The organism is Hymenobacter sp. PAMC 26628, assembly GCF_001562275.1.
GTDB lineage: Bacteria > Bacteroidota > Bacteroidia > Cytophagales > Hymenobacteraceae > Hymenobacter.
This window is the reverse complement of sequence record NZ_CP014304.1, coordinates 4,882,486-4,897,493: the sequence shown is the minus strand read 5'-3', so window position 1 is coordinate 4,897,493 and position 15,008 is coordinate 4,882,486. Positions and strand designations below refer to the sequence as shown.

The 15,008-nt window shown below is 65.3% G+C and carries 10 protein-coding genes; 4 read left to right on the top strand and 6 right to left on the bottom strand.

The genetic code is table 11. From position 1 onward, the window contains the following. Positions 1-82 precede the first annotated feature (82 nt). Positions 83-1,477 carry an asparagine--tRNA ligase gene (asnS, locus tag AXW84_RS21150; RefSeq protein ID WP_068238067.1) on the bottom strand — a complete coding sequence of 465 codons (1,395 nt, stop codon included), beginning with the start codon at positions 1,475-1,477 and terminating at the stop codon, positions 83-85. Between the two features lie 131 nt (positions 1,478-1,608). On the opposite strand from asnS, the gene rpoN reads away from it, so the two are divergent. From rpoN to AXW84_RS21130, 4 genes are all read left to right on the top strand, one after another. Further along, complete coding sequence (rpoN, locus tag AXW84_RS21145; RefSeq protein ID WP_068238063.1) at positions 1,609-3,195, top strand: RNA polymerase factor sigma-54; 1,587 nt, start codon at positions 1,609-1,611, stop codon at positions 3,193-3,195. Positions 3,196-3,264: 69 nt separating this feature from the next. Then, the gene (locus AXW84_RS21140) at positions 3,265-6,024 is read left to right on the top strand and encodes a PAS domain-containing hybrid sensor histidine kinase/response regulator (protein ID WP_068238061.1); all 2,760 of its coding nucleotides are present in this window, start codon (positions 3,265-3,267) and stop codon (positions 6,022-6,024) included. Between the two features lie 27 nt (positions 6,025-6,051). After that, positions 6,052-6,405: a DoxX family protein gene (locus AXW84_RS21135; protein WP_068238058.1), complete on the top strand. Its 354-nt coding sequence runs from the start codon at positions 6,052-6,054 to the stop codon at positions 6,403-6,405. A gap of 516 nt (positions 6,406-6,921) precedes the next feature. After that, positions 6,922-7,377 (top strand): BLUF domain-containing protein, encoded by a 456-nt coding sequence (locus AXW84_RS21130; RefSeq protein WP_068238055.1) that lies wholly within the window; start codon positions 6,922-6,924, stop codon positions 7,375-7,377. 12 nt (positions 7,378-7,389) lie between these two features. Here AXW84_RS21130 and recJ read toward each other — a convergent pair whose 3' ends face one another. The 5 genes from recJ to lptC form a co-directional block, all read right to left on the bottom strand. Next, positions 7,390-9,129, bottom strand: coding sequence for a single-stranded-DNA-specific exonuclease RecJ (gene recJ / locus AXW84_RS21125; RefSeq protein ID WP_071892398.1), 1,740 nt, complete (start codon positions 9,127-9,129; stop codon positions 7,390-7,392). Positions 9,130-9,533: 404 nt separating this feature from the next. Continuing rightward, complete coding sequence (locus AXW84_RS21120; RefSeq protein WP_068238053.1) at positions 9,534-11,360, bottom strand: tetratricopeptide repeat protein; 1,827 nt, start codon at positions 11,358-11,360, stop codon at positions 9,534-9,536. A gap of 490 nt (positions 11,361-11,850) precedes the next feature. Further along, complete coding sequence (locus AXW84_RS21115) at positions 11,851-13,965, bottom strand: peptidylprolyl isomerase (RefSeq protein ID WP_068238050.1); 2,115 nt, start codon at positions 13,963-13,965, stop codon at positions 11,851-11,853. Between the two features lie 151 nt (positions 13,966-14,116). Continuing rightward, the gene (locus AXW84_RS21110; protein ID WP_068238046.1) at positions 14,117-14,401 is read right to left on the bottom strand and encodes a hypothetical protein; all 285 of its coding nucleotides are present in this window, start codon (positions 14,399-14,401) and stop codon (positions 14,117-14,119) included. Positions 14,402-14,416: 15 nt separating this feature from the next. Further along, complete coding sequence (gene lptC, locus AXW84_RS21105; protein ID WP_236943190.1) at positions 14,417-15,007, bottom strand: LPS export ABC transporter periplasmic protein LptC; 591 nt, start codon at positions 15,005-15,007, stop codon at positions 14,417-14,419. Position 15,008 lies beyond the last annotated feature (1 nt).

Below are 15,008 nucleotides of genomic sequence, written 5' to 3'. Positions count from 1 at the left end.
GCAGGCGGGGTTAACCGATAAGCACAAAAAAAGCGGCCCGCCGGGAGCCGCTTTTTTAGAAAAATACTTGTGCGCCGGGGCCCTAAAACGCCGCGTTTTTGGGGTAGCGCGGGAAGGGAATCACGTCGCGGATGTTGCCCATGCCGGTCACGAACAGCACCAGCCGCTCGAAGCCCAGGCCGAAGCCGGCGTGCGGCACCGTGCCGAAGCGGCGCGTGTCGAGGTACCAGTCCAGCTCGTCGGCAGGCACGTGCATCTCGGCCATGCGGGCCGTCAGCTTGTCGTAGTCCTCCTCGCGCTGCGAGCCGCCGATGATTTCGCCGATGCCGGGAAACAGCACGTCCATGGCCCGCACGGTGCGGCCGTCATCGTCGAGCTTCATATAGAAAGCCTTGATTTCCTTAGGGTAGTTGGTGAGGATGACGGGCTTCTCGAAGTGTTTTTCCACCAGGTAGCGCTCATGCTCGCTCTGCAAGTCGGTGCCCCAATCGACGGGGAACTCGAATTTCTGCTTCGCCGATTTCAGGATTTCCACCGCCTCGGTGTAGGTCAGGCGCTGGAAGGCGTTGTCGGTCACGAAGCGCAGGCGTCCTAGCAACTCCTTGTCGTACTGGTCGTTGAGGAACTGCAGGTCATCGGCGCAGCGTTCCAGGGCGTAGCGCACCAGGTACTGGAGGAAGTCCTCGGCCAGGTCCATGTTCTCCTCCAGCTCGTTGAAGGCCACTTCCGGCTCAATCATCCAGAACTCGGCCAGGTGGCGGGCCGTGTTGGAGTTTTCGGCCCGGAACGTGGGCCCGAACGTGTAGACGCTGCCCAGGGCCATGGCCGCCAGCTCCCCCTCAAGCTGCCCGCTCACGGTGAGGTTGGTTTGCTTGCCGAAAAAGTCCTGGCTGAAGTCCACCGAGCCGTCCGCGGTGCGGGGCGGGTGCTCGGGCGGCAGCGTGGTCACCCGAAATATCTGGCCCGCGCCCTCGGCGTCGGAGCCCGTGATGATGGGCGTGTGGACGTAGAAAAAGCCGTGGTCGTTGAAGTACTGGTGGATGCCGAAGGCCAGCGCGTGCCGGATGCGCAGCACCGCCCCAAACGTGTTAGTGCGGGGGCGCAGGTGGGCAATTTCGCGCAGGTGCTCCAGCGACGTGGCCTTCTTCTGCAGCGGGTAAGTTTCGGGGTCGGCCTTGCCGAGCACGGTAATTTCCAGGGCCTGAATCTCCACCGCCTGGCCCTTGCCCTGCGAGGCCACCAGCTGACCCCGGATGGCCACGCTGGCGCCATTGGCCACGTCGCGCAGGCTCTCCTCCGGGAACAGCTCGGCGTTGGCCACCGCCTGGATGGTGTGGATAGTAGAGCCGTCGTTGACGATGATGAACTGCACGTATTTGTTGCCGCGGCGCGAGCGCACCCAGCCTTTGACGAGCACTTCGCGGTCGAGCTCCTGGCTGGCCAGCAGGCTCTGAACGGTGGACCGTTTGAGGGACATAGTGGTAAAAGAAAGCAGAATACCGGATAAAGGTAGGGCCCCCGCGGCGAGGCCAAAGTTTCATCCGTTACCGGGGCCCGTGCGTACTTTACCTGTTCCTACGCCACGCCGTCCGCTTATTAGCTACTGTTATGCAACGCCTCGATTTAAAACAGCTCCTCTCGCAAAAGCTCAGCCCCCAGCAAATTCAGTTCATCAAGCTGCTGCAAATCCCGACGGCGGAGCTGGAAACGCGCATCAAGGAGGAAATGGAGGTGAACCCCGCCCTGGAGGAAGGTGACACCGACGAGCCCGAGGACCAGGACAGCGGCGACGATGAAGATGACCGCGACGAGGCCGACGCCGACGACCCGGACGCCGAGTTTGACAGCGACAACAGCACGCTCGACGAAGATTTTGAAGAGCCCGCCGACGTGGACGACTACGACGGCCCCGCCGAGGCCCCGCCCGAGCCCGAACCTGCCAAGGAAGAGGGCCCCGACAACGCCGACCTCGACCTGAGCGACTACCTCAACGACGATGAAATAGCCGGCTACAAGATGCAGGGCGACGGCCCCGGCGAGGAAGAGGAACGCGAAATGCCCCTGGCCGACACCAGCGGCTCGCTCATGGACTCGCTGCTCGACCAGCTGCACTTCACCCAGCTCGGCGAGCGGGAGGAAGCCATTGGCCAGCAGCTCATTGGCTCGATTGACGGCGACGGCTACATCCGGCGCGACCTGGCGGCCATTGCCAACGACCTGGCGTTTTCGCAGAACCTGGAGGTGACGGTGCCCGAAATCGAGGCCGTGCTGCGCGTGGTGCAGGGCTTCGACCCCGCCGGCATCGCCGCCCGCGACTTGCCCGAGTGCCTGCTCTTGCAGCTGGAGCGCCGCCCCCAGGACGCGACGACGGAGCACGCCGAGCAAATCATCGGCACGCTGTTCGATGAGTTCAGCAAGAAGCACTACGCCCGCATCCAGCAGAAGCTGGACCTGGAGGACGACGAGCTAAAGGAAGCCGTGGGCCTGATCCTCAAGCTGAACCCCAAGCCCGGCGGCGCGGGCCCCACGGGCCCCGGCAAAACGCAGTACCTGATGCCGGACTTCATCCTCACCAACGACAACGGCGAGCTGAGCCTGACCCTGAACGCCCGCAACGCCCCCGAGCTGCGCGTGAGCCCGGCCTACACCGAGATGTTCCGGACCTACGACAAGGCCGCGAAGAAGGACCAGAAGATGAAAGAGGCCGTATCTTTTGTTAAGCAAAAATTGGATTCTGCCAAGTGGTTCATCGACGCCATCCGGCAGCGGCAGAACACGCTGCTGCGCACCATGAACGCCATTGTGGGCTTGCAGCGCGACTTCTTCATCGAGGGCGACGAAACCAAGCTGCACCCGATGATTCTCAAAGACATTGCCCAGCAAATCGGCATGGACATCAGTACCGTGAGCCGGGTAGCTAACTCTAAATCAGTACAAACTGAGTTTGGTATCTATCCATTAAAATATTTCTTTTCAGAAGGAATCGCTACCGATTCGGGCGAGGACGTGTCGAGCCGCGAGGTGAAAAGCATTCTCAAAGATTTGATCGATAAAGAGAATAAATCGCGCCCACTGGCCGATGACAAATTAGAGAAGATGCTGAACGCCAGGGGCTACAACATTGCCCGGCGCACGGTGGCCAAGTACCGCGAGCAACTGAACATTCCAGTGGCGCGGCTGCGCAAGGAATTGTAGCCAAAAGAGTGGCCCCGGGGCCCTACATTTACGGCAGCTATTAGTATTTTCCCGCTATGCCCTGTCGTTATGGTTGCTATCTCTTATCCCCCGCCCGCCGCGGCTGATGCCCTGGCCGAATTGCGCGCCGAACTGGCCACCGAGCGCATGCACCGCTGCCGGGCCGAGGCCGAGGCCATTCACCTGCGCCTGACGGCCCACCTGACCGAGCGCAGCTCCAACGCGCTGGTGCGCCTGGGCCCGGAAGGACAGCTGCAATACGCCAACGACGCCTCGTTTCGGGTGCCCGAGCTGGTGGGGGGCCCTGGTACGCCGGCGCGGCAGTGGATGAACGCCACGGCCGCCGCAGTGTGGGCCGCCGGCGAATCGGGCGAGCACGAGCTGGACGTGGCCGGGCACAACTTTCTAGTATGTGTGGTGCCGGTGCAGGATGAGGGCGAGGTGTACACGCTGTTTTACCTCACGGACGTGACGAAGCTGCGGGCGACCGAAACCGAGCTACGCGAACAGCATACCTTTTACGAGGCCTTGCTCCGGCACATGCCGGCTGCCGTCTCGGTGCTCGACCCTGAGCAGCGCCTGACCTACCGCAACCCGGCCGGTAATGCCCTCCGCCAACAGGCGGGGCTGGGCGAAACATTCAGCGATTTTTGCCATGTCAATGACCTGCCTGCGGCCCTGGCCGAGCGCCGCAAGCGCATGTTTCAACGGGCGGTGTCGCAGCGCACTGGCGTGGACTGGGAGGAAGAATGGCCGGGCGTTAATGCCGAACCTCCAGTGTATTGGCTGCGCTCGTACCAGCCCGTGTTTTACGCCGACGGGGCCCTGCGCGTGGTCATCAGCTACGGGCTGGACGTGACCGGCCGGCGCCGGGCCGAAGCCCAGGCCCGGGCCAGCGAGGCGGCGGTGGCGGCCCAGCAGGCCTTCGTGGGCCAAGTGCTCGACCTCAACCCCAACCTGATTTACGTGCGCAAGCCCCAGGCCGAGGTGGTGTTTCAAAACCGGGCCATGCTGGAGCTGCGCCAACTGGTGAAGCAAATGGCGGGCACGGCTACGGCCACGGCTAGTATCTCAACTGAGGAAAACGCCTCGTTTGACGTGTCCGATGCCGAAGTAATGGCCCTGGGCCGCCCGCTGATGGTATCGGACTGCCTCACGCTACCCAACGGCGAAGTGCGCTGGTACCAGTCGATGAAGTGCCCGCTGGTGCAGCCCGACGGCACGGCCCACGTGCTGTGCGTGAGCACCGACATCACGACTTTAAAGGCGGCCCAGCTGGCGGCCGAAGCCGCGGCCACAGCCCGCGAAAACTTCCTGGCCAACATGAGCCACGAGATTCGCACGCCGCTGCACGGGGTGCTGGGCATGGCCTCGCTGCTGGCTAAAACCCCGCTCGACGCCGACCAGCAGCGCTTCGTGGGCACCATTCAGCACACGGGCCAGCACCTGCTCTCGGTGGTGAACGACGTGCTCGACATGGCTAAGATTACCTCGGGGCAGCTGGAGCTGGAGCAAACTGCTTTTAACCTGTGCGAGAGCATGTCCAATGCCGTGCAGCCCCTGTGGGTACTGGCCCAGCAAAAGGGCATCACCGTACAGGGCAGGCGCCTGAGTGAATCGTGCGACCACCCGTGGGTGGTGGGCGACCCGTACCGGCTCAACCAAATTATGCTCAACCTCATGAGCAACGCCATCAAATTTACCCCGCCGGGGGGCACCATCTCGATGGGCGGCTTTTTCGTGTCCGAAACCGACACCACCACCACCACCGAGTTTCGGGTTGCCGACACGGGCATCGGCATTGCGCCCGATAAGCTGGAGGCCATTTTCCAGGAATTCACCCAGGCCTACGCCGATACGGCCCGGCACTTCGGGGGCACCGGCCTGGGCCTGAGCATCTGCCGGGCCCTGGTGAAGCAGATGGGCGGGACCCTGCGCGTGCAAAGTGAAGTCGGCCAGGGCAGCGCATTTGCCTTCACCATCACGCTGCCCAAAGCCGCTGAGGCGCAGCGGATCGCTGCCCTGGCTCCGCCGCCGGCCCCCGGCCACCAGGCCGTGCGCGGCCGCCGCGTGCTGCTGGCCGAAGACAACCCCGTGAGCGCCGAAGTGGCCCAACTGCTGCTAGCCGGCCACGGCGTGACCGTGGACGTGGCCGCTAGTGGGGCCGCCGCGCTGGCCTTGTTTACCGCCAACACCTATGACGCCGTGCTGATGGACATTCAGATGCCCGGCATGAACGGCCTCGAAGCCACCGCCCACTTGCGCGCCCACCCCGACCCGGTGCGGGCCGCCACGCCCATTTTGGCCCTCACCGCCAATGCTTTCCGCGCCGATGCGGACAAGTACCGCGCCGCGGGCCTCAACGATACTTTGGCTAAGCCTTACGTGGAAGCCGAACTGCTGGCCAAGCTGGCTGCCCTGCTCGGCGAGCCGCTGCCCGACTTAGTAGCGGTAGACACACCGCCCGCCCCAGCGTGCCCGGACGCAGAGGCCCCCACCCCCCTCTACGACCTGGCCCTGCTGCGCGAGACCGCGCACGGCAGCCTGGTGTTCATCAACCGGATCCTGGCTGCGTTCCACACCAATACGCCGGGGGCCCTGGCCGAGCTGCGCGTTGCCCAGGCGGCCACCGACCTCCCCGAGCTAGCCGCCCTGGCCCACCGCCTGCGGCCCTCGTTGCAGCTGCTGGGGGCCCAGCTGCTCGCCCCCCACTTGGCCGTGCTCGAAACCCCCGGCGTGGCGTCGGTGGACGCGCACCGGGCCGCACGAGCCCTCGCGCAGGGCCTGGCGGCGCTGCTCCGGCACGTGCCCCATAGTGTACCCGCTTAAGGGCCCCAGGGTCCGTTCTTTGCCGCCATGCTTCACCTTGTTTCGCGCTACGCGCTGGCGGCCGTCTTCGTGGGGGCGGGCCTACTGCATTTCATTAAGCCCGCCACGTTTGTGCGCATTGTGCCGCCGGGGCTGCCCGCGCCACTGGCCTTGGTGTACGTGAGCGGCTTTTTTGAAATAGCCGGCGGCGTGGGGCTACTCGCCGGGGCCACGCGCAGGTGGGCCGCGCTGGGCCTGGTCTTGCTGCTGGTGGCCGTGTTTCCAGCCAACGTGTACATGGCTCAAATTGCCGGCCAGCTGGGCTTGCCAGCCTGGGCTGCCTGGGGCCGCCTGCCCCTGCAAGCCTTGCTGATGTGGTGGGCATGGACGGCCCGGCGTTGAGCTTTACACAACCAAATTTCGAACCCTAAGCAGTTAAGGATTTTATTAAAAAAGTTATATTCGTTAGCAGACGGACCTTGGCTTACTGCGAAAGATTCAACCGCGTTTGGCTTGGGCACATTTATTTATCCACGTCCCGCAACGCTGGTTCGAAGCGCAATTCAACCTCTTGTCGCTCAGTATTATATAGCCATCCAATTGTTGCACTAATATTTTACCAAAAACTCGACCTTAGCACCCCGGTGCTTGGCTGGCTTTGGCTAACCTTCTGCTACTTGCGCCAGGGACGGGCCACCGGTTTAATTATTTTTTGTAGAATAGCAGAATATTTACAAACCACCGCAGCGCAGAAAACAACCTGTACAGGCCAAGTACCCATCTAGCGAACGGCTCACCCGTGACCAATCCGATGGGCTAGACAACCGGCGCCCGGTGGCGGCCGCATCCGGGCCGGGGCCCTAGCGCGCCCCGCGCCGCCCAGCGTTTTTTTGCCTGCTTTACTTGCTTCGTTCTCCTATGTCTTCCTCCCAGCCCCAGCACCTGCACCGCTTGGTGTACCAAAGCTCGGCTACTGTTTTTCTGAACGAGTCCCACTTGGAGCCTTTGCTCGCTAAATCGCGCGCCTGGAACACGGTTCACGGCCTCACAGGCCTGCTGCTTTACTGCGACGGCGAGCTGCTGCAAGTGCTGGAGGGCCCCGCCGATGAGGTACACGCCATCTTTGCCCGCATCCGGCACGACGCCCGCCACACGCACGTAACCACGCTGGCCGACGGCCCCGTGGGACAGCGCTGCTTCACCGAGTGGTCGATGGGCTTCCGAACCGTTAACTCGACTTACCTGGCCTCGGTGGCCGGGTACTTCAACCCCGCGCAGGCCCCAACTCCCGCCGACCTGGCCGAAGACAGCTGCTGCTGCGACCTGCGCCCGCTGGTCTTCGACTTCCTAAGCGCGGACCACAGCTGGGCGTAGGGCCCCGGGGCCCTACGCCCAGCGCAAATCCAGCAGCCGCAGCTGCACATGGCGGCTACCACGGTACTCGTTCATTTCCAGCGTGTAACACGCATCAAAGGGGCGGCCTTCGTTGATTTGGGGTAGGTAGCCGGCCAGTCCAAAGCCGATGACTTCCACGGCGGGGCCCGGCGCGTCGGCGGCCACAAGGCGAATTTTGAGGTGGCCATTACCCACTTCGCGGGCACTGCCGGGCACGGCCAGCACGCGGGCCGTGGCAAACACCGGGTTGGGATTGCCAGGCCCAAAGGGCTCCAGGGGCCGCAAGTCCTGCAAAAAGCCGTCGGTGATGCGGGCCACCGGCAGCAGGGCGTCAATTTCGACGGGCCGCACCAGGTGGGCCGTGGCCTGGGTGCGGGCCACCACTTCCTCGAACTGCTCCTGGAACGCGGGTACGTTTTCGACCTTCAGGGTGAGGCCGGCGGCGGCGCGGTGGCCGCCGTACTGCTCCAGCAGCGGGGCGCAGGCCTCCAGGGCCGAGTGGATGTCGAACCCCGCCACCGAGCGCGCCGAGCCCGTGGCCTTGCCGTCGCGCTGCGTGAGGATGACGGTGGGGCGGTAGTACTGGTCGAGGCAACGCGAGGCCACGATGCCAAGTACGCCTTGGTGCCAGTGCGCCTGGTAGAGCACCGTGGCGTGGGATGTTTGCAGGGTGGGACTGGCGGCAATCAGGGCCAGGGCCTCCTGGGTGGTGGCTTGGTCGGAGCCTCGGCGCTCCTGGTTCATGCGGTCCACCACTTCGGTGGTGTGGCGGGCTTCCTGCTGGTCGGCGGCCAGCAGCATGGCCACGGCGCGGCGGGCGTCGCCCATGCGCCCGGCAGCGTTGATGCGCGGCGCAAACCCGAACACCAGGCTGCTGAGCGTCAGGGGCCCCTCGCGCAGGGTAGCCAGCTCGCGCAGGGCGGCCAGGCCCGGGCGCAGCAAGTGGGCGTCTTCGTTGAAGCGGCGCAGGCCGTGGGCGGCCAGCACACGGTTTTCACCGGTCACGGGCACCACGTCGGCGGCAATGCTCACCGTCACCAAGTCCAGCAGGTCGTAGAGCGGGGCCGTGTCGCGGCCCAGGCGCTGGCCCAAGCCCTGCATCAGCTTGAAGCCCACGCCGCAGCCCGACAAGTCTTTGTAGGGGTAGCAGCAATCGGCGCGCTTGGGGTCGAGCACGGCCACGGCGGCGGGCAGCTCGTCGCCGGGCAAGTGGTGGTCGCAGATGATGAAATCGACGCCCTTGGCCGCGGCGTAGGCCACCGGCTCCAGGGCTTTGATGCCGCAGTCGAGGGCCACAATGAGGCCGTAGCCTTCGGCGGCGGCCACGTCCACGGCGGTGTGGCTGATGCCGTAGCCCTCGGTGTAGCGGTCGGGGATGTAGTCGCGCAGGCGCTCGGCGCCAAACAGGGGCGTGAGGTAGCTGATGACCAGCGCCACCGACGTGATGCCGTCCACGTCGTAGTCGCCCAGCACCAGCACTTTTTCACCCGTCTCCAGGGCCCGCACGAGGCGGTCTACGGCCAGGTCCATGTCGTGCAGCAGGAAGGGGTCGGGCAGCTGGCGCAGGTCAGAGTAGATGAACGCGGCGGCGGCTTCGGGGGTGTCGAGGCCGCGCTGCACGAGCAGGGCCCCTACTTCGGGCCCCACGGGCAGGGCCTCGGTGATGGCTGAAACCAGCGCCGGGTCGGGGGCCGGCGCAAAGTTCCAGCTTTTGGCGGCGGGTGGTGGCATCAAAGGAACGGATAGAGTAGCGGAAAGAATATCGAGCAAAAGTACGCCCAAACCCCCGCCCGGGATGCGGGCGTACCTTTGCCCGGGGCCCCGCCGCTCCCTGCCCCCGCCATGTCCAAGCTCCGCGACTTTTACCGCCGCTACCGCCAGTACATCCTCACCGACGGGCTGATGTACGTGGTTTTCATTGTGTTCCTGGCGCTGCTGTTCGTGTTTTTCGGCTGATAAAAGCGCGCCGGGGCCCCACCCCGGGCCGCCGGCTTCCCGGTAAGAGCCAATTATCCCTAAGTTGGGTACCACAAGGCAGCGGCAAGCCGCCGGCCGGGCAGCGGTGGCAACAAGTAGCGGGCAGCTGGCAAGAAGTTGGCAGCCCGGCGCAGGCCCCGCCCCCCGCGCCGGGGGCCCTACTGCACGCTGTCGCCGCGCAGCTTGCGGAAGCGCTTGCGGGCTTCGGCCACGTAGATGCTGCCGGGGTACTTGGTCAGCACCTGCTCGTAGAGGGCCTGGGCCTTGGGCCGGTCCTTGAGGTCTTCTTCCTGAATGCGGGCCAGCAAAAACAGCGCGTCGTCGCTGAGCACGCCGTTGGCGGGGCCGGCCAGCAGGCGGCCGAGCGTGGCGGTGGCGGCGGGGAAGTCGCCCATGCGCCGCTGCAGCTGGGCCTTGAGGTAGTAGGCGTTGTCGGCGAGCGAGTGGCCGGGGTACTTGGCCAGCAGCGCGTCGAGGCCGGCCACGGCGGCGGGCAGCTTGTTCTGGAACACGAGCTGCTCGGCGGCGGCGTAGTCCTTCAGGGCCAGGCCCAGGGTGTCTTCCACCGTGTTGGTGGCGATGAGCAGCGAGAGCTGCATGGCGTCATTGGCGATTTCGCGGGTCGTGGCTTCCTTCAGGATGTCCAAGTGGCTCTGGGCCAGCTTAAAATCGCCGGCGAAATAGCTCAGGCGGGCGTTGCGCAGCTTGGCCTCGTAGCCCAGCGGCGAGTCGTGCTCGGTTTTCTCCACCTGCGAGTACAGCAGCGTGGCCTCCCAGGGCTCGGCGCGCAGCAGGTACAGGTCGCCGAGGGTCAGCTTGGCCTCGTCCACCAGGCCGGTGGGGGCCTGGGGCTGGTCCACAACGGCCTGGAGCAGCCCCATGGCCTTGGCCTGGTCGCCGAGCTGGAAGGCGTAGAGGTCGGCCAGGCGGCGGCGCACCTGGGCGGCTTCGGGGGCCTGGCCCAGCTCGGCCAGCAGCTGCTCGTACTCGGTGGCCAGGGCCCGCACCTGGGCTTGGTCCACGGGGTAGGTGCTGCGCACCTGGTCTTCGCGGGCCGACAGGCGGCCCTGCCGGGCCACGTTGTAGAGGGGCCCCGTGCGGTACTCCTTCAGCACGTAGTCGTAGCCGGCCAGGGCGCTTTCGAAGTCCTTGTTTTGCTGGGCGATGGAAGCTACTTCCAGCACGCGGCTGCCCTGGGTGTGCCCGCGCCGGTCCAGGGCCCGGGCCTGCATCAGGGCCCCCACGAAGTCGTGGCGCTGCACTTGCAGCCACAGCAGCAGCTCGGCGTAGGCGGCCTGCTCGGGGTGCTGCTGCACGGCGCTGAGCAGCTGCTTTTCGAGCGCGTCGAAGTCCTTTTCCTCCTTCAGCGCGTTCTGGAGCATGTTGCGCACGTAGGGCAGCTGCTGCTCGTCCTGCTGCACCAGGCGCAGGGTTTCGGCCAGCAGCTTGTCCTGCTGCTGGCTTTGGGTGTAGAGCTGAATGAGCTGGGGCCCGTACTCGGTTTCGTTGCGGGCCAGGGCGCGGCCGCGCAGGTAGGTTTTTTCGGCCCAGGCCGGCAGCTCGCGCCGGCTGAACTCGGCCGCCACGGGCCCCACTTGGTTGGGCGTTAGCTGGTTCACCACGCGCTGCCACTGCTTGTCGGCCGCGGCGGCGTCGCCGGCCGCTTGCAGGGCCCCGCCCAGGGCCACGCCGTAGGTGGCACCGTCGGGGTGCAGCTTGATGGCTTTTTTGGCCAGCTTCTCGGCGTCTTTGTAGCGCTTGAGGTCCATCAGGGCCTGCACGTAGAGCGGGAACAGCTCGGGGCTGGTTTGCTGCTCGGCAGGCAGCCGCTCCAGCAGAAATACGGCTTTTTCGGGCTCGCCCCGGCGGGCGTAGTCCTTGGCCAGGGCGGTGCCGTCGGCGGGGCCCCAACTCCGGGGGCCCTGGGCGCGGGCCGGGGCGGCGAGCAGTAAGGCCGCGCTCAGCAGCAGAAGGGACGGACGCATGGCAGGGTACGGGTAGTGCAGGCTATCAACGCCCGCCGGGGCTGGGTTCGTTCATCCCGAGCCAGCTCCGGCAGACGCGAAAGTTAGCGGGTTTCAGGGCCCCGTGCGGACCCCGGCGTTCCAGGGTCAGGCCCTCGCGTTCCGGGGTCAGACCCCGGCGCTCCACCCAAAAAGCCCGGCCCGCCACCAAGAAACCCTGGGCCGCCAGGCAAAAAGCTCGGCGTCCCACCCAAAAAGCCCGGCCCGCCAGGCAAAAAGCTCGGCCCGCCGCCAAAAAAGCCCGGCCCGCCACCTAAAAAGCTCGGCGTCCCGCCTGAAAAGCTCGGCCCGCCGGGCTTTTTTGGCGGCGGGCCGGGCTTTTTGGGTGGGACGCCGGGGGCAACAGTTGCCGGGCGGCTGGCGCGGGGCCCTGCGCCAGCCGCCCGAAAGAAGCAATAAAAAAGGGCCGCACCCGAAGGCACGGCCCTTTCACAGCCTTAGCCGAAGTGGCTTAGAAAAACTTCGAGCGGTTGTCTTTCACGTTGGCGTGGGCCTTGATGGCTTCGTAGATCAGGCCGTCCTGGCGGCTGCCGCGCTGCTGGGCCAGCTGCTGGCGCACGGCTTTCAGGTCGGCGGCCGCAGCGGCGGGGGCCACGCGCACGGGCTCCACCACCAGCACGCCCTGCTCGCCTTGCAGCGGGGCCGAGTGCTGGCCCGGCTTCAGGCCGAAGGCGGCGCCCACGGCCAGGGGCTCGAAGCCCACGTTGGGCAGCGTGCCCGTGCCCAGGGCCACGCCCTCGGCGGTGCCCAACTGGGCAGTAGGGCCGTAGGCGGTGGCCAACTGCTCGATGGCGCCGGTTTTGCCGAGCTTGGCCATGATTTGCTGGGCCTTGAGGTCGTTGCGCACCAGGGCCGATAGCTGCGGCTTGAGGCCGGCCACCGTGGCTTCGCCCTTGGCCTGGGTGCCGGTGAGGGCCGCGATGACGTACTGGTCGCCAATCTCGTACACCTCGCTCACGTCGCCGATTTTGGTTTCGCCGCTGGGGCCGGCGCCGTAGGCCCAGCGCACCAGCTCGCGGGCGTTCTGCAAGTTGTTCACGGCGCGGGCGTTGCGGTCGAGGTTAGGAGCCTCCTGCTTTTGCAGGGTCTTGTCCTTGGTCGTCAGCTGGCGGAAGCTGGCCAGGTCGGTGGCCTGGCCTTTCAGCTGCTGGGCCCGGGCGTAGGCGGCCTCACGGGTGGCGTCGGTGGGCACAATGGCCTTCTTCACCTCGGCCACCTGGTAGGTCTTCGTGGTGGTGGGGGCCGTTACTTTGATGACGTGGTAGCCAAACGAGGTTTCGACCGGCGCGGACAGCAGGCCCACGGGGGCCCCCAGCACAGCTTTCTCAAACTCGGGCACCATGCGGCCCTTCGTGAACCAGCCCAGGTCGCCGCCCTGCTCCTTGGTGCCGTCGGTGCCAAACTGCCGGGCCAGCGCCGCGAAATCGGCCCCAGCCTTGATTTTGTTGATCAGGTCCTGGGCCTTGGCTTTGGCCGCGGCCTTGGCCTGGGGCGTCTGGGCCTCAGGCTTGATGAGGATGTGGCTGGCGCGGGCAGATTGGGGCCCCTCCTTTTCGCCGGTCACTTTATACAGCGAGTACGTGCCGTTCTCGGCGTAGGGGCCGTACACCTTGCCCACCGCCAGGGGCATTTGCTTGCGCAGCTGCTCGGGCAAGTCGGCGGGGCTGCGGAAGGCCTTGTTGTAAGGCTGCTCCGAGTTCATCTTCACAAACAGCGAGTCGGCCGGGGCCGTGGCAAACTGCGTGGCCAGGGTGGCAATGGTACTGCGCACGGCGGTGCTGTCCTCCTTCGAGGCCACCACCGGCACGCTGATGTATTCCACTGAGCGGCCGTCTTCCACCTTGTACTGGCCTTTGTGCTTGTCGAGGTAGGCTTGCAATTGCTCGTTGGTCACCTTCACCGCCGAGTCGGAAATGCTGGCGTAGGGCACGAACAGGTACTTCACCGTGGCCTTGGTGTTCTGGTCGTCGCTGAAGCGCTTGGCTTCGGCGGTGGTCACGTACACCGAGTTCTTCAGCAGGCTGTTGTACTTGTTGGCCAGCCGGTCGGCGGGCAGGTTGGCCTCGAAGTTGCGCCAGGCGGCCTGGCTCTCAGGAGGCAGCTTGTCGAGGTTTTTGAGGTACTCAATCAGGCGTGCCTTGTCGAACTGCCCGGTTTTGGGGTCCGTGAAGGCCTGCTTGATGCCGGGGTTGATGTTGTCGCCCTGCACCATGTCCACCAGCTCGTCGTCGCTCACGGCCAAGCCCAGCTTGTCCCACTCGGGCTGGAAAGCCAGGCGGTAAATGGTTTGGTTCCAGGCCTGGTCGCGCAGGTAGCCGAGGGCTTGGTCGTCGGGCGGGCGCTGCTGCTGGGCGGTAAACTGCTGCTTGGCTTGCTCGAGGGCATTGTTGTAGTCAGCCAGCTCCACTTTCTGGCCGGCCACTTCGCCCACCACGGAGTCGTTGCCGCCAAAGAGCCTGTTCTTGCCGCCCACCAGGTCGCCGCCCACAATGAAGAGCAGCATCCCGATGGCCACCGTGCCCACGGCCCAGCCCGATTTTTCCCGTATCGTGTTGATTAACGCCATTTTTTAGTTGTCAGTTGTTGGTTGCTGGTTGTCAGTTGCCGGCCGTTGGTTGTTTGCGAACAACTGACAACCAACAACTGATAACTAATTCGTAAGGTCAAAAGAGGCGCAAAATAACCAGAAATCCCCGGTTTATCCTAGCCGGGGCCCCTCAGCGGCGCCGCGGGGCGGGCTTGCCGCCCTTGGGGGCCCCGCCCGGCTTGCCGCCTTTGGGCGCGGCCTTGGCCGCTTTGGCGGCCTGCTCGGCCAGCTTAGCGGCCACCGTGTCCTTCTGCCGCCAGTAGATGAGGGGCATCCAGCAGGCTGAGGCCACCATAAAAATCCAGTAGTTGCGGCCCAAATCGTTGAAGAGCAGCGTTTGGTAGATGCCGATGACCATGGCCACCACGCCCACGGCGAAGAGCACGGTACGGAGCAGGTCTTTGTCGAATTTCATGGGCGGTGGGGCCCCCTACGGGGCCACGGACTGGTCGATGGCGAATACGCCCTCGGGCCGGGTGATGCGGTAGGTGGAGAAGTTCTGGTTGGCCTTCAGGCCGTAGCCAGTGAGGCGCTCGGTGAGCGTTTCGACCCGCACGAACATGGCCGAATCGGTGTAGATCTGCCCCTTATTGCGGTCGTAAAACAGCTCTTCGGTGAAGAGCTTCTGCTGCTCGGGCACGTTGGCCACCCGCACGTCGCCGCGCATGGTGAACAGGTTTTTGGTTTGCTCCAGCTTGCCGTAGTGGGCCGTCAGGGTATTCACCACTGACTTATCCTTGGCGTAAAAAGTAACGGACACACCCTTGGTATAAATCACGTCGCCGTTTTCGTAGCGCTGCTCCAGCGGCGCCGTGAGGCGAATTTGGAGCCGCGCCGAATCGCTGAACAGCTCCAGCACGTTGGTGCTTTCCATATTGGGGCCCTTGTAGATGAGCGTGGGCCCCACGGTTTTTTGCTCGTCGCAGCCCACCAGCGCCAGCGCCAGTAGGCCGCCAGCCAGCCAGCCAGCCCCGGGGCGCTGCCGACGCCCGGGCCGCGCACGCAGTGCCCGGGGCCCCACG

Bases quoted from the DNA above. Each gene is read 5' to 3' on its own strand.
- rpoN (WP_068238063.1), top strand. From the start codon at position 1,609: ATGCAACGCCTCGATTTAAAACAGCTCCTCTCGCAAAAGCTCAGCCCC.
- AXW84_RS21110 (WP_068238046.1), bottom strand. From the start codon at position 14,401: ATGAAATTCGACAAAGACCTGCTCCGTACCGTGCTCTTCGCCGTGGGC.
- AXW84_RS21135 (WP_068238058.1), top strand. From the start codon at position 6,052: ATGCTTCACCTTGTTTCGCGCTACGCGCTGGCGGCCGTCTTCGTGGGG.
- AXW84_RS21140 (WP_068238061.1), top strand. From the start codon at position 3,265: ATGGTTGCTATCTCTTATCCCCCGCCCGCCGCGGCTGATGCCCTGGCC.
- AXW84_RS21130 (WP_068238055.1), top strand. From the start codon at position 6,922: ATGTCTTCCTCCCAGCCCCAGCACCTGCACCGCTTGGTGTACCAAAGC.
- AXW84_RS21115 (WP_068238050.1), bottom strand. From the start codon at position 13,965: ATGGCGTTAATCAACACGATACGGGAAAAATCGGGCTGGGCCGTGGGC.
- AXW84_RS21120 (WP_068238053.1), bottom strand. From the start codon at position 11,360: ATGCGTCCGTCCCTTCTGCTGCTGAGCGCGGCCTTACTGCTCGCCGCC.
- recJ (WP_071892398.1), bottom strand. From the start codon at position 9,129: ATGCCACCACCCGCCGCCAAAAGCTGGAACTTTGCGCCGGCCCCCGAC.
- asnS (WP_068238067.1), bottom strand. From the start codon at position 1,477: ATGTCCCTCAAACGGTCCACCGTTCAGAGCCTGCTGGCCAGCCAGGAG.